This window comes from Xanthomonas cannabis pv. cannabis (genome assembly GCF_000802365.1).
In the GTDB taxonomy this organism is placed as follows: domain Bacteria; phylum Pseudomonadota; class Gammaproteobacteria; order Xanthomonadales; family Xanthomonadaceae; genus Xanthomonas; species Xanthomonas cannabis.
Window position 1 is genome coordinate 51058 of record NZ_JSZE01000006.1, and the last position, 18606, is coordinate 69663.

Annotated in this window: 14 protein-coding genes; 5 read left to right on the forward strand and 9 right to left on the reverse strand. The window is 65.9% G+C overall.

Features of this window, described 5'->3' with window-relative positions; translation table 11 throughout:
- Position 1 precedes the first annotated feature (1 nt).
- A complete protein-coding gene (locus OZ10_RS01780; RefSeq protein WP_039563761.1) occupies positions 2-2677 on the forward strand; it encodes a glycoside hydrolase family 3 protein in 2676 nt (891 codons plus the stop codon).
- Positions 2678-2788: 111 nt separating this feature from the next.
- Positions 2789-4261 (forward strand): mannitol dehydrogenase family protein, encoded by a 1473-nt coding sequence (locus OZ10_RS01785; protein ID WP_039563762.1) that lies wholly within the window; start codon positions 2789-2791, stop codon positions 4259-4261.
- 200 nt (positions 4262-4461) lie between these two features.
- On the opposite strand, the gene OZ10_RS01790 is transcribed toward OZ10_RS01785, so the two are convergent.
- Positions 4462-4851, reverse strand: a complete 390-nt coding sequence (locus tag OZ10_RS01790; RefSeq protein ID WP_039563763.1) for a bleomycin resistance protein — start codon at positions 4849-4851, stop codon at positions 4462-4464.
- Positions 4852-4970: 119 nt separating this feature from the next.
- Entirely contained in the window at positions 4971-5393 is a 423-nt protein-coding gene (locus tag OZ10_RS01795; RefSeq protein ID WP_039563779.1) for a hypothetical protein, read from the reverse strand.
- Between the two features lie 230 nt (positions 5394-5623).
- Here OZ10_RS01795 and OZ10_RS20875 point away from each other — a divergent pair, with 230 nt between their 5' ends.
- Positions 5624-5782 carry a DUF2256 domain-containing protein gene (locus tag OZ10_RS20875; protein WP_081419226.1) on the forward strand — a complete coding sequence of 53 codons (159 nt, stop codon included), beginning with the start codon at positions 5624-5626 and terminating at the stop codon, positions 5780-5782.
- A 210-nt stretch (positions 5783-5992) separates the two neighbouring features.
- Here OZ10_RS20875 and OZ10_RS22655 read toward each other — a convergent pair whose 3' ends face one another.
- Positions 5993-6964, reverse strand: coding sequence for a DNA-binding protein (locus OZ10_RS22655; protein WP_202902972.1), 972 nt, complete (start codon positions 6962-6964; stop codon positions 5993-5995).
- Positions 6965-7292: 328 nt separating this feature from the next.
- Here OZ10_RS22655 and OZ10_RS01815 point away from each other — a divergent pair, with 328 nt between their 5' ends.
- Both OZ10_RS01815 and OZ10_RS01820 read left to right on the forward strand, forming a co-directional pair.
- Positions 7293-8327 carry a Kelch repeat-containing protein gene (locus OZ10_RS01815; protein WP_052209947.1) on the forward strand — a complete coding sequence of 345 codons (1035 nt, stop codon included), beginning with the start codon at positions 7293-7295 and terminating at the stop codon, positions 8325-8327.
- 115 nt (positions 8328-8442) lie between these two features.
- Complete coding sequence (locus OZ10_RS01820) at positions 8443-9339, forward strand: DUF3800 domain-containing protein (protein WP_228890181.1); 897 nt, start codon at positions 8443-8445, stop codon at positions 9337-9339.
- Positions 9340-9538: 199 nt separating this feature from the next.
- On the opposite strand, the gene OZ10_RS01825 is transcribed toward OZ10_RS01820, so the two are convergent.
- From OZ10_RS01825 to OZ10_RS01850, 6 genes are all read right to left on the reverse strand, one after another.
- Complete coding sequence (locus OZ10_RS01825) at positions 9539-10576, reverse strand: SMP-30/gluconolactonase/LRE family protein (RefSeq protein WP_039563764.1); 1038 nt, start codon at positions 10574-10576, stop codon at positions 9539-9541.
- A gap of 78 nt (positions 10577-10654) precedes the next feature.
- The gene (locus tag OZ10_RS01830) at positions 10655-11824 is read right to left on the reverse strand and encodes an endo-1,4-beta-xylanase (protein ID WP_081419228.1); all 1170 of its coding nucleotides are present in this window, start codon (positions 11822-11824) and stop codon (positions 10655-10657) included.
- A gap of 61 nt (positions 11825-11885) precedes the next feature.
- Entirely contained in the window at positions 11886-14597 is a 2712-nt protein-coding gene (gene galB / locus OZ10_RS01835) for a beta-galactosidase GalB (protein WP_081419229.1), read from the reverse strand.
- A gap of 163 nt (positions 14598-14760) precedes the next feature.
- Entirely contained in the window at positions 14761-16182 is a 1422-nt protein-coding gene (uxaC, locus tag OZ10_RS01840; RefSeq protein WP_039563766.1) for a glucuronate isomerase, read from the reverse strand.
- Positions 16183-16235: 53 nt separating this feature from the next.
- Complete coding sequence (locus OZ10_RS01845) at positions 16236-17228, reverse strand: endo-1,4-beta-xylanase (protein WP_039563767.1); 993 nt, start codon at positions 17226-17228, stop codon at positions 16236-16238.
- Between the two features lie 9 nt (positions 17229-17237).
- Positions 17238-18554 (reverse strand): MFS transporter, encoded by a 1317-nt coding sequence (locus tag OZ10_RS01850; RefSeq protein WP_039408948.1) that lies wholly within the window; start codon positions 18552-18554, stop codon positions 17238-17240.
- Positions 18555-18606 lie beyond the last annotated feature (52 nt).

An 18606-nucleotide genomic window follows, 5' to 3' on the forward strand; every position in this document is an offset into this window, starting at 1 on the left:
CATGCCCTCCTACCCGCCCGCCCGTTTCCGCTCGCTCGCACACGGCGTCCTGCTCGTACTCGGGTGCGCCGCAGGCGCTGCCCAGGCCGCCACACCACCGCCGTATCTGGACACGCAACGCAGCTTCGACGCGCGCGCCGCCGATCTGGTGGCGCGCATGACGCTGGAAGAAAAGGCCGCGCAGATGCAGAACGCTGCGCCCGCCATCCCGCGCCTGCAGGTGCCGGCCTACGATTGGTGGAACGAAGCGCTGCACGGCGTGGCGCGCGCCGGCGGTGCCACGGTGTTTCCGCAGGCGATCGGGTTGGCAGCCACCTTCGACACGCCGTTGATGGCCGAGGTGGCCACCGCCATCGGCGACGAAGCGCGCGCCAAGCACCACGCGTTTCTGGCGCGCGGCGAGCACAAGCGCTATCAGGGGCTCACGTTCTGGTCGCCGAACATCAACATCTTCCGCGACCCGCGCTGGGGCCGCGGGCAGGAAACCTACGGCGAAGACCCATTTCTCACCGCACGCATGGGCGTGACCTTCGTGCAGGGCCTGCAGGCGCAGCAGGGGCCGTACCGCAAGCTCGATGCCACCGCCAAGCACTTCGCCGTGCACAGCGGCCCGGAGGCTGACCGCCATCACTTCGATGTACACCCCAGCGAGCGCGATCTCTACGAGACCTATCTGCCGGCGTTTCAGGCCCTGGTGCAGGAAGGCAAGGTTGCTGCAGTGATGGGCGCCTATAACCGCGTCAATGGCGAGTCCGCCTCGGCCAGCACCCGGCTGGAAGGCATCCTGCGCCGCGATTGGGGCTTCGATGGCTATATCGTCAGCGACTGCGCCGCCATCCGCGATATCTGGCAGAACCACAAGATCGTGCCCACGCCCGAAGCGGCGGCCGCACTCGGCGTCAAGCACGGCACCGACCTGGATTGCGGCGACACCTACGCCGCGTTGCCGGCAGCGGTGCGTGCCGGCTTGATCGAGGAGGCCAGCATCGACACCGCGCTCAAGCGGCTGATGACCTCACGCATGCGGCTGGGCATGTTCGACCCGCCGGCCAAGGTGCCGTGGGCGCAGATTCCTGCATCAGCCAATCAATCGCCAGAGCACGATGCACTGGCCCGCCGCACCGCGCGTGAATCGCTGGTGCTGCTGAAGAACGACGGCCTGCTGCCGCTCAAACCCACGCTCAAGCGCATCGCCGTGATCGGCCCCACCGCCGACGACCCGATGTCGCTGCTGGGCAATTACTACGGCACGCCGGCCGCGCCGGTCACCATCCTGCAAGGCATCCGCGACGCCGCACCGCAGACGCAGGTGGTCTACGCGCGCGGCAGCGACCTGGTGGAAGGGCGCGAAGACCCCAATGCCGCGGCACCGATCGACACCCGCTATCTGCGCCCGGCACCGGATGCCAAGCAGAACGGCCTCACCGGTGAATACTTCCGTGGACGTGCGTTGGTCGGCCAGCCGGTGCTGACCCGCATCGACCCGCGTATCGCCTTCCGCTGGGACCGCAATGCGCCCACCGACGATGCCGTCGGCCGCGGTGAACTGCAGGCCGATCAAGCGCTGGCCAAGGACGACTTCAGCGTGCGTTGGCATGGCCAGTTGCTGCCGCCGGTCTCGGGCACGTACGACCTGCAGATTGCCGCCGACGATGGCGTGCGCCTGTACCTGGACGGCAAGTTGCTCATCGATCAGTGGAGCGATGCACCGCGCATGCGCGGCGGCACTGCCAGCGTGGCGCTGGAAGGCGGCAAGGCCTACGACCTGCGCGTGGAGTATTACGAAGCCACCCGCGATGCCGGGGTGCGCCTGGCCTGGCGCATGCCCGGCGCCAAACCGCCGCTGCAGGAAGCGGTGGACGCCGCACGTAATGCCGAGGTAGTGGTGTTCGTCGGCGGCCTCACCGGCGATGTCGAGGGCGAAGAAATGGACGTCAATTATCCCGGCTTTGCCGGTGGCGACCGCACCGACACGCGCTTGCCCAAGCCGCAGCGCGAGCTGCTGCAGGCGCTGCAGGCCACCGGCACGCCGGTGGTGGTGGTGCTGACCACCGGCTCGGCGCTGGCCATCGACTGGGCGCAGCAACACGTGCCCGCCATCCTGCTGGCCTGGTACCCCGGCCAGCGCGGCGGCAGCGCGGTGGGCGATGTGCTGTTCGGCCAGGCCAGCCCCGGTGGTCGCCTGCCGATCACCTTCTACAAGGGAGACGAGCGCCTGCCGGCCTTCGACGACTACGCCATGCGCGGGCGCACCTATCGTTACTTCGCTGGCGCACCGCTGTATCCATTTGGGCATGGCTTGTCGTATACGCAGTTCGCTTATTCCACCGTGCAGCTTGATCGCAAAACCGTGGCCGCCGACAGCACGCTCACGGCAACGGTCACATTGAAGAACACCGGCCAACGCGCAGGCGACGAAGTGGTGCAGCTGTATCTGCAGCCGTTGAAGCCACAACGCGAACGCGCCATCAAGGAACTCCGCGGCTTCCAACGCATCAGCCTGCAGCCGGGCGAACAACGCGAGGTGCGCTTCACCATCAAGGCGCGGGACGCGCTGCGCATCTATGACGACCAGCGCAAGGCGTACGCCGTGGATCCGGGCGCCTACGAGGTGCAGATCGGCGCCTCCAGCAGCGACATCCGCAGCAAGCAACGCTTCACCGTCACCGACAAGTAATGGCGCCCCCAGAAGCCGCCGTGCAAAGCCCCTTTCCCTCCGGGAGAGGGGTTGGGCTGAGGTTACGGCCACTAGGCGAACTTGCAGCACCCCACGATTAAAAGAAACCCCATGCCAATCCCCACGCTCTCCATCGCAGCACTCGCTCACCTACCCACCCCCGTTCTCACCCCAAGCTACGACCTAAAACACACGACCATCGGCATCGTGCATCTGGGCGCAGGCGCCTTCCATCGCGCCCACCAGGCCGTCTATATCGACGACCTACTCGCCGAAGACCCCACCTGGGCCATCTGCGCCGTTTCCTTGCATAGCCCGCACGTGCGCAATGCGCTGCGTCCACAAGATGGGCTCTACACCCTGGCCTTGCTCGACGAACAGCCGCAACAACGTGTCATCGGCGCCATCCGCGAGCTGCTCTGCGCGGCCGACGAACAATCTGCCGTGCTCGCACGCCTGGCCGACCCTGCCGTCCGCCTGGTCACGCTCACCGTCACCGAGAAGGGTTATTGCCTGGCCGGCGACACGCTCGACCTGACCCATCCCGACATCGTCCACGACATCGCCCACCCCGCAGCGCCCCGCAGCGCCATCGGCTATCTCGTCGCGGGGCTCCAGCAGCGCATGCACGACGGCACTGCGCCATTCACCGTGCTCAGCTGCGATAACCTGGCCGACAACGGCGTGCTGCTGCAGCGCGCCGTGGTGCGGCTTGCGGAACAACATGACCGCGCGCTCGCAGCCTGGATCGCGCAACACGTTGCCTTCCCGCGCTCGATGGTGGACAGCATCACGCCCGCTACCGATGACGCGCTGCGTGCGCAACTGCAAGACCAGCTCGGCGTGCACGATGCCTGGCCCATCCAGCGCGAGCGTTATAGCCAATGGGTGATCGAAGATCGTTTCTGCAACGGTCGCCCTGCATTCGAGCGCGCCGGCGTCACCCTGAGCGAGGACATCGCCGGCTATGCACGCGCAAAGCTGCGCCTGCTCAACGGCCCGCACTCTGCACTCGCCTACCTCGGCAGCCTGCTTGAATTGGAAACCGTCGCCGATGCCATGCGCAACCGGCAACTGGCTACATTTGTCGAAGCCCTGATGCGCGATGACATCGCCCCCACGCTACAACCGATGCAAGGCTTCGATGCGCAGCAGTACGTCGACGCCATCCTGGCCCGCTTCCGCAACCCCGCCATCCGCCACCTGCTCGCCCAGATCGCCTGGGACGGCTCGCAGAAGATTCCGGTACGCCTGCTCGGCACGATCGGCGACGCGCTGGCCGCCGGGCGCCCGATCGACCGTGCATGCCTTCCGGTCGCCGCCTGGTTGCATTTCGTGCGCAGGCAGGCATGCATTGGCGTGGCGCTAGTCGACCCCTTGAACGATGCCCTGGGCGCGCTTGGACGCGCAGCCACTGGCGATGCCGCCGCTGATGTCGCGCGTTTTCTCGCGCTGGACGCAGTATTTGGCACGCTGGCTGCAGATTCGCGCTTCGCCGATGCGCTGGCGAAAGCCTATCTCGCCTTGGGTGATGCCACACCGGGCCAAGTGGAGACCATGCTTGCCTCGCTGGAGGCCGGTTGAGCGACGTTGCATCCTGGCAACGGTGGCTGATGTGTGTGCTGCGCACCGCACATGCCGCGCCGCGCAGGAGCGGCCCACCTGCCATCGGTGCGCCTCTCCACCACGCGTAGAGGCGCCCGATGGTTCCTGCGTGCCGCTGCGCGCTCGACGTGCGTGCTGCCGCAGACCTGGCTCACACAGCCCGGCGATTGCGGCGCGTGTCAGCGACCGGCAATGACCTGCCCGATCCGCAGCAGGTTGCCGCTCTCGTCCACGATCGCAAATTCGCGCATGCCCCAGGGCTTGTCGGCAAGCGGGTCGATGCGCGGGATGCCTTGCGCCGGGAGCCCTGCCGCCTGCAGTGCGGCGTAGACGTCATCCACGTTGCCCACCCGCAGGTAACAGCCCGCATAGCACGCGGCCGGGTCGAGATCCGGGTGCGCAAAGAAATGCAGCTCCACCGCGCCACGTCGCAAGATTGCATAGCCCGCATCATGCGCATGCGCATCGCCTTCGAAGCCAAGTCGGCGATAGAAGGCCAGGGTCTGCGCAATCGCGCGGCTGGGCAGGATCGGAATGGTCTGGTCGGCGGCGTTGGCCTGGGCGTTCATCATCGACTCGTCGGCTGCGGGATCGGGTACACGCCGCTACGGTACTCCCTGGACACACGAGCCGCTTGGATCCGCGTGCATCGCAGACGTCAGCAGCCCGGGCAACGGCTTGCGCCCGATCATGCTGCGCGGCCGCCATGCAGCGCGGCGGGTTTGTTGAACAGACGGATCAACACCACGACGAGCAGGACCGCAAAACTCAACTCCCAGACATAGAACGCGGCGCCCACGTGGTCGATCATGACCTGATGGCCCGCCTCGTTCTTGTCGAACCGGGTTGCGCGAAAGGTATCCAGTCCGATCAGGCAGGCCGCCACCAACAGGGCCGCCGCCATCTTGTCCACCTTGAGGCCATAGCAGAGCCACGCCAGCCAATACAGCGGGTTACTCATCCAGGCGATGCACTGGCCGTCGACCACCTGCATCCAGCCGAGCAGCAGAATGGCAAAGCCCCCCAGGTGTTCATCGCCGCCATGCAATGCAGGAAGGCAAAGCGCAACAACGTATAGCAGGGCCGACAACACGAGCAGAAAGCGCTTCACAAGCATCCTTGTTTGAGTCTGGCCTGTGTGCGCTCGCGCGTCTGTCACTTCAGACGGCGTCCGCAACAGCCACGGGTGTCCACTATAGACACTCGCTGCAGACTTTTGCGCGGTGCGCCGCTGCTTCCGACGGCATCAGCGGCAGATTGGGATGGCAGGGGCTTCGACCGGGCGCGTCGCCATGACATGCTTGAGCCCCAACCATCCAGCCCCCAGAATCTGGCCTCGACATGGCAACTCCCAAGAAGCAGAACCTGCCGGAAAAGGTCTGCGTGCAATGCGGACGGCCGTTTTGTTGGCGCAAGAAGTGGGAGAAGGTCTGGGACGAAGTGAAATATTGTTCGGATCGATGCCGCGGCGATCGCAAGCGGCAACGCACCTCGTATTAGCGGGCCTGCCAGCATGCGTGCCTGGCCTGCACGGGACGGTCGACGCAGCGATGGCGCGCCCTGCAGCACTGCGCCGAGGCCCTGGCCGCCTGCCGGACCAAGACTTGCTCCGTCTGCAAGATGCTTTCGCCGTGCACGATGCAGGCGCGCCGCATCAGCACTACCAGTGCCGACGCAGCATGACCCGATGGCGGAGTGTGCCGCCTGCGGTTATTTCTTTGTCGCCGTCTTCTTCGCGGCGCCCGATGTACCCGCACGCTTGGTGGTGCGCTTGCTGGCCACCGCCATGTTGTCCACCAGGTTGGGATAGGGCCGGCCCGCCGCCTTGGCACGCTTCCTGGCCTGGGACTTCTGTGCGGGAGACAGCGATGTGGAGCGCGATGCGCTCTTGGGGTTGGGCGTTTTCCAGGGTGCAGACTTCCTGGCGGTGGCTTTTTTTACGGCCTTTGCGGACGTCGCGCTCTTGCTGGCAGTGCCGCGTTGCGCCGACGTCTTCCTGGCCGTTGTCCTTGCCGTGGTCGTTGAAGCACGCTTGGTGCCGGGCGCGCCCCGCGAGGCCACCTTTTTTACGGCCGTCTTTCTTGCCGAAACCTTCTTGGCGCCCGACTTCCTGGCCGGCTTGTTCGCTGCTGACTTCTTGGTTGCTGACTTCTTGGTTGCTGACTTCTTCGTTGCTGCCTTCTTCGTTGCTGCCTTCTTCGTTGCTGACTTTTTTGTGGCAGCTTTGCGCGCTGGCGTCTTTTTCGTCACCAACGACGTTGCGCCACGTGTCTTCGACGTCTGTTTCTTGGCAGCCGTTTTCGAGGCGCCACCTGCACGTGTGGAGGCGCCGGCCTTCTTGCTCGCCCCTGCGTCCAGACGCTGGAGCAGACGTGCGGCCCAGCGCTGGCCTGCATCGCCGCCCCACAGCAGCCAGGCGATATAGCCGGCCGAGGGCGCCTTGGCATCTGCCCAGCCTTTGCCGTTCTTGTCGACGCTGTGTCGGGCGAAGTAGGAATGCATGCGGCGAATGGTCTGTGCAGACAGCGACTTCTGCGCTGAGAGATCGCGCGCACGCGCCACGCCAATCGCGGTGCCGCCGCGCCCATGCTGCTCGCGCAGGCGCAGGCCGCGCGCAGCGGCAGCGGCCACCGCCTTGGGTGGAGCGGTTTGCAGAACCTGCTTTGCTTGAGTGATGGCCACACGCATCTCCGGGTCGATTTGCCGTAGTGTTCGCAAGCGCGGTTCTGCTGCACGTGAAGAGCTCGCAGGCACCGGTCCGCATGCGGCATGCGGGCGAACGGCTTGCGGCGCAGCGCATCGCCGCTCTTCCAGGTGGAACGCTGGACCAAGCCATGTTGCTGGACGCAGTGGAACAGCTGGGCTCCGGCATCGTGGAGACTGGGCGCATCTGCCGCGCTGCGTGCAACTCGCCATGCGCACGCTGCTACCGGATCAGGCTGCTTGTGCAGCTGGATCGTGCGGCCACTGTCGCTACACTGGTCTGCCATGGCCACTGGCAGAGCGCTTCATGCGACTGTTGAACATCACGCTCCGCGCGGGGCTGCTCGCCGCGACCATTGGCTGCGTGCCTGTGCTCGGCATCGCGGCCGAACACGTCACGCCAGCCAAGACCGCCGCGCCAACGCCGCAGTGGCACCCGGTCGCCACACATGGCAAACCGCATGCGCGTCACGAGAACAGCCTGGTCGCCATTGGTGAGCGGCTGTATCTGATCGGTGGACGTGACCAGCGCCCGCTGGAGATCTTCGATACCCGCACAGGTCGCTGGTCGCAAGGCAGCGCACCGCCGCTGATGGTCAGTCACGCGCAGGCGGTGGTATCTGCAGGCAAGCTGTATTTCGTCGGCGGCTTCACCGGCGACTACCCGGAAGAAGCGTCGCTGACCCACCTGCTGATCTACGATCCGCAAACCGACACGTGGCAGACAGGCCCGGAAATCCCGCAGCATCGGCGTCGCGGCGCCGCAGGCGCGGTCGAGCATGCCGGCGTGCTGTACCTGGTCGGCGGCAACACGCGCGGGCACATGAGCGGGTACGTGCCATGGCTGGATGCCTTCGATACCGGAACCCAGCAGTGGACTCAGCTGGCGGACGCGCCGCGTGCGCGCGACCATTTCCATGCGGCCGTGATCGACGGAAAGCTATATGCCGCCGGTGGACGCAGGTCGGCCCACGAGAGTGGCAATACCCTCGCGCAGACGATTGCGGAAGTGGACATCTACGACATTCAACGCGGCACCTGGTCCGTTGCGCCGGCCGCGTTGCCGACGCAGCGGGCCGGCACCAGTGCCATTGCACGCAACGGCAAGCTGCTGATCATCGGCGGCGAGAGCCTGCGGCAGGTCAAGGCGCATGACGAGGTGGAAGCCTACGACCCGCAGCGCGCCGGCTGGACAACGCTACCAGCGCTACCGCAGGGGCGCCATGGCACGCAGGCCGCAGCCGTCGATGGCAGCCTGTATCTGGCTGCCGGCAGCGCCAACCGCGGCGGTGGCCCGGAGCTGGAGGATCTGCTTGTACTGAACGACGGCCAGACGCCATAGCGCAGGGCCGCGCGGACCCGCCGCCGTGCGAAACTTCAGGCATGAGCATCGTGCGGTGACGGGGGTGTAGCCAATCCGCCGACATGTCTTTCCGAGGCGGCGTTCAGGAGCGGCAATGGCCAAGCGCAGATCAGACCGACCACCACTGGCAACACCCGGGATGGCAGGCCAGTTTTCACTGCCGCTTGTCCATATGGAAGGCAAGCCAGAGGCGCCGCCACTGCTGGCCACGCCCAACGAAAACTACAGCAACTACATCGTCTACGTCGATGAGAGTGGCGATCACGGGCTGGAGTCGATTGATCCCAATTACCCGGTGTTTGTGCTGGCGTTTTGTGTTTTTCACAAAAGGCACTATGCACAGCGCGTGGTACCGGCGGTCGAATCCTTCAAGTTCCGGCACTTCGGGCATGATGTTGTCATTCTCCACGAGCACGATATCCGCAAGGAAAAAGGACATTTCCGATTCACGGATCGTGTGGAGAAGCAGACATTTCTCGAAGAACTAACCACGATCATCGAGTCACACAATTTCATCCTGATCAGCTGCGTCATCGACAAGACGCGGCTGAAGGAGAAATCGCAGATGGGCAACAATCCCTATCATCTGGCGCTCGCGTTCTGTCTGGAGACACTGTTCGAACTGATGCAGGAAAAACATCAAGACAAGGTTCCGACTCACGTGGTGGTCGAGTGCCGTGGCAAGAAAGAAGACCGTGACCTGGAGCTTGAATTCAGGCGCATTTGCGACGATGCAAACCGCTGGGGCCTGCAGTTGCCCTTTAACATCGTGTTTGCGGACAAGAAGGCCAACTCGTCCGGCTTGCAGTTGGCAGACTTGGTAGCGCGTCCCATTGGCCTGTCGGTACTCCGGCCGGGTCATCCCAATCGAGCGTTCGAGGTGTTGCAGCAAAAATTTTTCTGCAAAGAAGGACGGCGCAGGCTGGGAATCGACTACGCGGGCTGGGGCCTGAAGGTTTTCCCACCGCCGGAAAGCGAAAAGCCCCGGTGATCTCACCGAGGCTATGACGCCGACCGGGAACCCCCAGTCCACTTGAACGCGAGTCTAGATTCCTGGGCCAGGAAATTCAAGGACGCGCGATAACTCAACGTCGTCATGCTGCATCGCAGTCGGACCACGTGCTGCGTGGATCGCCAGCGCTGCTGTGCACATCTGGCGATCTCACGACAGGTTACCTGACTCCGGCGAGCTACTTGGCGAACTGCAGCCCCAACGCCTTGACACGCACGCGCGCCAACATCGCATGCGAGGTCATGTAGAGCGTGTGGCCGTCGTTGCCGAAGGCGCAGTTGGAGATGGCTTCGCCGGTCTCGATGCGCCCCAGGCGCTGGCCGGCCGGGTTGAATACGATGACCCCGCCCGGGCCGGTGGCGAACAGGTGGCCGTCGGCAGAGACCGCCATGCCGTCGGGCAGGCCGGGCGCGTCCTTGGCCACCAGATCCGAGGCATCGGCGAACACGCGCTTGCCGGTGACGGCGCCCTGGGTGTCGAGCGCATACGCCATCCAGATCGGTCGCTCCGGGTCGGAGTTGGATACGTACAAGGTGCGCTCATCGGGTGAAAGCGCAATGCCGTTGGGAAAGCTCAGGCTGTCGTCGAGCAGATGCACGCTGCCGTCGGTGTCCAGCCGGTAGACGCCGTTGAAGCGCAGCTGCTTGACCGACGAGTTGTTCAGATCCTTCAGGCCATACGGCGGATCGGTGAAGAACACCACCCCGTCGCTGCGACGCACCACATCGTTGGGACTGTTGAAGCGCTTGCCCTCGAAGCCGGTGGCCAGCGGCGTCTTCTTGCGCGTGATCGGGTCGAGCCGGGCCACGATGCGGGTGCCGGAATCGGCCAGCAGCACGGTGCCGCTCGGCTCGGCGTAGAGCCCGTTGGCACCGGCCTCGCGCAGTGTGGCCTGCTCCGGGCCGGTATAGCCGGACGGCGACAGCAACACCGACAGGCCGGCCTGTTCGGACCAGCGATACAGCTTGTTTTCCGGCACGTCGGTAAACAGCAGGTAGCCTCCGTCGCGCACCCATGCCGGGCCTTCGGACCAGGTGAACCCCTCGGTGAGCTTTTCGATACGCGCATCGCTGGCAACCACACCGGCGAAGCTGCGGTCGAAGGTGTCCACATGCCCGATGGCCGGGAAGCGCGGCGGCGGCGGATCCTTCCTGGCGCAGGCGGCGGCGATCGCCAGCAACGGAACAGCCAACAACAGATAGGGCGGCAAGCGCATCGGAGGGTCCGGACAATCAGGTGGGTCCATCATGCCATCAAGCGCGTGCAAGGTCCCTGCGCACGCTGGCAGACGCGACTAGGGAGCGGCCGAGGCCGGCACTGCCAGCACCGCCTCCAGTGCCGGTTTGGGCTGGTGGTTGCGGTCGAACAGCAATGGGTAATTGGTGCGGCCAGGCACGGGGTAATCGTTCTTCCACGACATGCCGTCGCTCACGCCCCAGACGCTGACACGGGCGAGCTTGTCGCGCTTGCGCCAGAACAGCGCGAACAGTTCGGCGTAACGATCGCGCAACTGCGCCTGCACCTGCGGCGGCAGGCCATCGCGGTAGGGGTCAAGGAAGCGCTTGAACTCCGGCAACTGGAACTGCGCGTGCGCAAGCCCGGTGCCGATGACCTGGCCCTCGCGGGTGAGCGGCAGCACGTCCACGTCGAGCTCGGTGATCATGACCTTGATGCCGAGCGCGGCGTAGGCGTCGATGGCGTCCTCGATATCGCGCAGGCTCGGGTAATTGAGCCCCCAATGCCCCTGCATGCCGACGCCATCGATACGGAGGCCGGCCTGCTGCAGCATCTTGACCATGCGCACGATGCCCTCGCGCTTGGCCGGCCGCCAGGCATTGAAGTCGTTGTAGTAGAGCTCCGCATCCGGTGCGTAACGCTGCGCGAAGGCGAAGGCATTGCGCACCACCGTGTCGCCGTCGCCAACGCGCTGCACCCAGTTGGTCGAACGGTAGCTGCCGTCTTCGTCGATGATTTCGTTGACCACATCCCAGGCCTGCACCTTGCCGACATAACGGCCTGCCACCTGCTCGATATGTGCGCGCATGCGCTCGATCTGCGCGGCCGGGGTGTTTGCCGCGCCGCGGGTTCCCACAAAAAACCAGGCCGGGGTCTGGTTGTGCCAGACCAGCGTGTGGCCGACCACGAACAACCCGTTGCGTTGCGCATAGTCCACAAACGCATCGGCGGCGGTGAAGTCGAGTTCGCCGCGACGCGGCGCAACGACCTCGGCCTTCATCACGTTTTCCGGCGTCACCGCGTTGAAATGGCATGTCACCAACGCCGCGGAGGCGGCGTCCTTGCCGGACACGATGTCGGCATTGACGGCCGTGCCAAGCAGAAAGCCGTCGGCATACGCCAGCTTGAGCGAGGTGCCGGGCGTGTCGCAGCGCGCCAATGCCGGTGCGGCGACGAGAATGGCAGCGGTGGCGAGTGCGCGACGCAACAGGGTGATCAGGTATGGCATGGCGTTGTGCCTGGTTGGAGTTCCATTGAGGTGCTGCAGCGGGTGCCTCACAGGCTCGGCCTCACTGCACGACGATCTGGGCTTGCGCGGCATCCAGGCGCTCCGATTCCACATGCAGCGTGATCGTGCCGCGCCCGCCCGGCGTGGCGCGCACGATCGCCAGGCATAGCCCGTTGAAGGCGTTGCGTTGCGCTGAGGCAAACGACTCCACATTGGTTGCATCGCCATTGTCGGTGGCCACCAGTTCGCCCGGACCCTCGATGCGAAACCGCAGGCGGTCGCCGGCGGTGGGCGCCGGCCGCCCGTCGCGGTCCAGCAAGCGCACGGTGACAAAGCTCAGGTCCCGGCCATCACCGTCGATGCGGCTGCGGTCCGGGCTCGCCTGCATGCGCGCCGCCGGCCCGGCCGTCAGCACGCGATCGTCGGCCCAGGGCTTGCCGTGCTTGTAGGCCTGCACGCGCAATTCGCCGGGCTGGTACACCACCTCGTCCCAACGCAATCGGTACTGCAGTGCGCCCTTGCGCTTGCGCCCCTGCGAGATGCCGTTGACGAACAGCTCGGCCTCGTCGCCCGAGGTGAACACATGCACCGGTGTGACCTGGCCTTCGCGCCCGGGCCAGGTCCAGTGCGGCAACAGATGCGCCATCGGCACCTCCGGGCGCCAGCGCGCCTGGTATAGCCAGTAGCGGTCCTTGGGAAAGCCGGCCAGATCGAAAATACCGGAGTACGAACTGCGCGAGCTGTAGTACGGCGTGGGCTCGCCCAGGTAGTCGAAGCCGGTCCAGACGAATTCGCCGGCGACATAAGGGTGCGTGTCCAGCGCGGCAAACACCTTGTCGGCGCTGGAACCGAAGTCCACCGCATGCAGCTCGTACGCGCTGACCTGATGCACGGCCGAATCGCCACCGCGCCCATCGCGCACCGGTGCGCTGGTGTCCGGGGTGACCGGGAACAGGTACACGCCGCGGCTGCTCAGCGCCGAGGCGGTCTCGCTGCTGAGGATGGCCTTGTGCGGAAACCGCGCATGAAACGCCGGATACTGCGGCGGCTTGCGAATGCGCTCGGTGCCTTCGAACTCGGGCGCATCGCGGATGCCTTCGCCCTGGTAGTTGAGGCTGATGACATCCAGCGCCGCCGGTAGCGGCATCTCGGGCGAGGCGTAGTTCATCGCCACCGTGGCCGGGCGCGTGGGGTCTTCCTCATGCACGATGGCGTGCAGCGTGCGCGCAATCGCTGCGCCCTGTTCGCCGGTGTATTGCTCGCCGACCTCGTTGCCCACGCTCCACAGCATCACCGAGGGATGGTTGCGGTCGCGCCGCAGCATCGCGCGCAGATCCGGCTCGTGCCATTGCGGAAAGACCAGATGGAAATCGAGCGGGGTCTTCTTCATTTCCCAGCTGTCGAACACTTCATCCACCACCAGCAGGCCCATGCGGTCGGTGAGCTCCAGCAGCTCCGGCGCGGGCGGGTTGTGGCTCATGCGGATGGCATTGGCGCCCATCTGCTGCAGCAACTGCAGTTGGCGCTCGGCGGCGCGCACGTTGAATGCCGCACCGAGTGCGCCGAGATCATGGTGATTGTTCACGCCGCGGATGGGCACCTGTTCGCCATTGACCAGGAGTCCCTTGTTGGCATCGAAGACGATGGCGCGGATGCCGAAAGGTGTCTCGTAGCGATCCACCAGCTGCCCGTTCTGGCGCACCTCGGTCACTGCCACATAGCGATGCGGCTGCTGGGTGGGCGGTGGGCCCCATAGGCGTGGCGCATCGATGTGCGTGGTGCCCTGCACCCGTGCGTGACCGCCGGCAGGCACCGCCACCGGCAGCGCCGCGATGTGCGCCACCGCCTCGCCGGTGTGTGAGCCGCTGGCTGCGTCGAGCACGTAGATCGCCGTGCTGACCTGCGCCTGGGCGGTGGTGGGTGCGGCGTTGTCCAGCGTCACCGCCAGTTGCACCTGTGCTTCAGCGGCCGACACCTGCGGCGTGGTCAGCTGCGTGCCCCAGTGCGCGATATGCAGCGGCGCGGTCCTGGTCAGCCACACATTGCGATACAGCCCGCCACCGGGATACCAGCGCGCCGATTCGGGCGGGTTGTCCAGCCGGATCGCCAGCTGGTTGCGGCCGCCGGCGACCAGGCAAGCCGTCAGATCCACCCGCCAGGAGCTGTAGCCATACGGCCAGCCGCCCACCAGCTGGCCATTGCACCAGACCGTGGCGTACGCCATCGCGCCATCGAGGTCGAGAAACAGCGAGCGGCCGCGGTCGCTGGCCGGAACATCCAGCGTCTTGCGATACCAGCCGATGCCCCAGCTCGGCAACCGCCCCATGCCGCCGTACGGACCATCGACCAGAAACGGCCCGGCAATCGCCCAATCGTGCGGCAGGTCCACCAGCTGCCATGCACTGTCGTCGAACTGTGCTTGCACATAGGCCACGTTGCTGCCCGGATGGCCGGGCGGGCGTTGGTGGCGTTGTGCCGGATTGGCGATCAGCGCATTGGCGGTCGGCAGGATCCATGGCCTGAGCACATCCTTGGCGGTGGATTGCAGCGGCTGCGCCTGATCCGGGCGCGCATCGGCCACCTTGCCGTCGTCGCTGCCGGTGACCTGGGGGCGGGCCGCATAATCGAGCACCACCGGGTTGCCTGGCGGGTCGCCACGCTGAAAGCGCCATTGCGCATTGAGCGACACCCGCTCGCGCGGGGCGCCGGTCTGCGCGAGTGCGTCGAGCGCGGGCAGTGCCAGGCAGACACAGGCGAGCACGCGTCCTGTCATGCACGCCCACCTGGCCGCGATGCGCCGCGCTGCTGCAGGTGCAGGGTGTGTCACTGTCATGACGCCGGCGGCTGCCGTTGCGCGCCACTGCGTTCCGCAGCGCGCGTCGGTGCCGCTGCAGCGCGCTCGCACCCGCACGCGCACCGGCCACGCAGCGGCTGCCTCACAGCTTGTACGCCTGCTTGGGCAGCCGATACGCAAGATCCATCGCCACCTCCATCGCCTCGTCTTCCTCCAGCCGATGCTCGGCCACCAGCTTGGCCAGAAACGCGCTGTCCACGCGCCGTGCCACATCGTGGCGCGCGGGTATCGACAAAAAGGCGCGGGTGTCGTCGTTGAAGCCCACGGTGTTGTAGAACCCGGCACTGGCCAGGGTCTGCTCGCGAAAGCGCCACATGCCCTCCGGCGCGTCATGGAACCACCATGCCGGGCCGAGCAGCAGCGACGGGTAATGGCCGGCCAGCGGCGCCAGCTCGCGGCTGTAGCTGGTTTCGTCCAGGGTGAACACGATCAGGCGCAAGCGCGGGTCGTTGCCGTAGCGATCCAGCAGCGGCTTGAGCGCATGCACGTAGTCGGTGCGCATCGGGATGTCGGCGCCCTTGTCGCGCCCGTAAATGTCGAACAACTGCCGGTTGTGATTGCGAAAACAGCCCGGGTGCAGCTGCATCACCAGGCCATCGTCCAGGCTCATCGCCGCCATCTCGGTCAGCACCTGAGCGCGGAACAACTCGGCCTCCACCGGCGTGGGTGCACCGCGCACCACCGTGTCGAATAGCCGCTGCGCCTCGGCAGGCGACAGATCTGCAGTGGCGGCGCTGGGGTGCCCGTGGTCGGTCGAGGTGGCACCGTGTGCGGCGAAGAACGCACGCCGTTGCCGGTGCGCACGCAGGTAGCCGGGCCAGCTCAGCACGTCCTCGCCGGTGAGCGCGCCGAACTGCTGCAGCGCGCCGGTGAACTGTTCGTGCTCCGGGTCCACCACCGGGTCGGGGCGATACGCAGTCACCACCCGTCCCTGCCAGCCGCTGGCGGCAATGGCCGCATGGTGCTGCAGCGAATCCAGCGGCGATTCGGTGGTGGCGATCACCTCGATGTTGAAGCGCGTAAACAGCGCGCGCGGAAGAAAGCCCGGCGTCTGCAGCGCAGCAGTGATGTGGTCGTAGTAATGATCTGCGGTGCCGGCATCCAGCCGGATACGCAGATCGAAGACGTTGTGGAACACATGATTGAGCCATAGCGCCGACGGGGTGCCGCGCAGCAGCGTGTAGTGCTCGGCAAACACGCGCCACGCCGCGCGCGGATCCACCGGCGCGCGCGTGCCGTCGGCGCGCGGAATGCCGAGCGTATCCAGGCTGATGCCCTGGCTGTACAGCATGCGGAACACGTAGTGGTCCGGCACCAACAGCAACTCGGTGGCGTTGGCGAACGGCGCATTGCCGGCGAACCACGCCGGGTCGGTGTGGCCATGCGGGCTGATGATCGGCAGGTTGGCGATCTGCGCGTACAGCCTGCGCGCGATCGCCCGCGTGCCGGGGTCGGCCGGCAACAGGCGGTCGTCATGCAATGCGAGGGGCAAGGAAGCAGACATGGATCAGGACACCAGACAGAATGGAAAACATGCAAGGCAACCGGCGCAGCGCATCATGGCGCCGGCGTGCCGGGATGGGCGGCCACGTAGTCACGCAGCCAGGTCATGGCCGGCCGCTCGCTGCCGTCCCCGCGCACCAGATACGCGGCCTCCTTGTCCCGCCACAGACCGGGCCGAAACCCCCACAGCGTGATGCCGCGCACCGCCGGGTGCTCCCAAAATGTCGGGAACACGCGCTGGTAATCGGCCAGCTGCTGCGCATCGGTGGGCCCGTCCAGATCGAACTCGGTGATATAGATCGGCAGGCCGGTGGCGGCCAGCGCATCGAGATTGGCGCGGTGCACCGACATCGCCACGTTCGGCGTGGTCTCGAACGCGTGCTCCTGGATGCCGATCGCATCCACCAGGCGCTCGCGCTGCAGCAGCTGCACGATGTGCAGGTACTTCTGCGTAGCCTGCGCGCTGTTGGTGATGCTGTAGTCGTTGATCATCAACCTGGTCTGCGGGAAGTGCTGGCGCGCAAGCCGGAACGACTGCAGCACCCATTCCCAGCCGCTGTCGCCATTGCCGCCGAGCGCCTGCAGATAATTGCCGCCGCCGGTATCGGCCTTGCTTGGCGGGTCGTTGAGCGGCTCATTGACCACTTCCAGCAGATCGATCTCCGGGTAGCGCTGCGCCACGGCGGCAAACCACTGCTCGATCTCGCGCCGCTGTTCGGCCGGGCGCAGGGTCTTGATCCATTCCGGCTGCTGGTTGCCCCACACCATCACATGCATCTGGAATGGCAGGCCGTTGGCCTTTGCGAACCGGTACGCGGTGTCCAGTGCACTCCAGTCCATCTGGTCGCGCACCGCTTCCACCGTGCCCCATTTACCGCCGTTCTCCGGAGTGAGCTTGTTCCAGTACTGTGCAAATCCCTCAGCCTGTTGCGGGCCATAGGCGCTGCCCAGGAACTTGGATGCACCGGCCGCCAATGGCGGGGCCTGCGCGGTCGGTGCGAGGCTTGCCGCCAACAACAGGGCCAGGGTGAACGGGCGCAGATGCATGATGATTCCTCAGGACGAAGAAGGCGTTGCAGTGGTCGCCGGCAGCTGCGCCGGGTCCAGTCGCGGTACCAGAGAGTGCACCACTGCCAGCGCCAGCAGATAGGCCGACCCTGCCATCAGGAACACCGGCACATAACTTCCGGTCGCCTGTAGCAAAAAGCCGATGAAGGTGGCAATGAGCATGCCGCCCACCGCGCCGGCAAACCCGCCGATGCCCACCACGGTGGCCACCGCATGTCGCGGAAACATGTCCGAGGGCAGCGTGAACAGATTGGCCGACCAGCCCTGGTGCGCAGCGGTTGCCAGGCCGATCAGCGCCACCGCCAGCCACAGGTTGTCGGCACGTGCGGCAAACACGATCGGCACCACTGACACCGCGCAGATCAGCATGGCGGTCTTGCGCGCGCGATTGACGCTCCAGCCGCGCGCGATGAAGCGCCCGGCCACCCAGCCGCCGGCGATGCTGCCGATATCGGCCAGCACGAAGATCACGATCAATGGCGCGCCCAGTTGCAGCAGGCTCAAACCATATTCGGCATGCAGGAACTTGGGCAGCCAGAACAGGAAGAACCACCAGATCGGGTCGGTGATGAACTTGCCCAGCACGAACGCCCAGGCCTGGCGATGCCGCAGCACCTGCAACCACGACAGCCGTGCCTGCACCGGCTCGTGGACATCGCTGCGGATATGCGCCAATTCCGCTGGCGACAGGCCGGGCTGCTGTTCGGGCGGGTGATAGGTGAGCCACCACACCACCAGCCAGGTGGCGCTCAACACGCCGGTAAACAGGAATGCCGCCTGCCAGCCCCACGCGGTGGCGATCACCGGCACCAGCAATGGCGCAACGATGGCACCGATGTTGGAGCCGGAATTGAAGATGCCCGTGGCCAGCGCGCGTTCGCGCCGGGGGAACCATTCGGCCACCGTCTTGAGCGCAGCAGGAAAATTACCCGACTCCCCCAAGCCCAGGAAAAACCGCGCAATCGCAAAGCCCACCACGCTGGTCGCCAATGCGTGGCCCATTGCCGCCAGGCTCCACACCCCGATCGCCAACGCATACCCGAGCCGGGTGCCGAAGCGGTCGATCACCGCGCCGCTGCACAACAGCCCCAACGCATAGGCAGCCTGGAACGCGGTGACGATATAGCCGTACTGGATCTCGTTCCAGCCGATCTGGGTCTGCAAGAATGGCGCCAGCACGCCCAGCACCTGGCGATCCACATAGTTGATGGTGGTGGCCGCCAGCAGCAAGGCGCACACGCGCCAGCGCACCCGGCCCAGCCGTGCCGACGCAGTGACAGGCGCAACGGTGGGCAGCTCGCTCATGCGTGTGGCCTGCACCACCGCAGCGGATCGCCTGCGGCCTGCACAGGGTGCA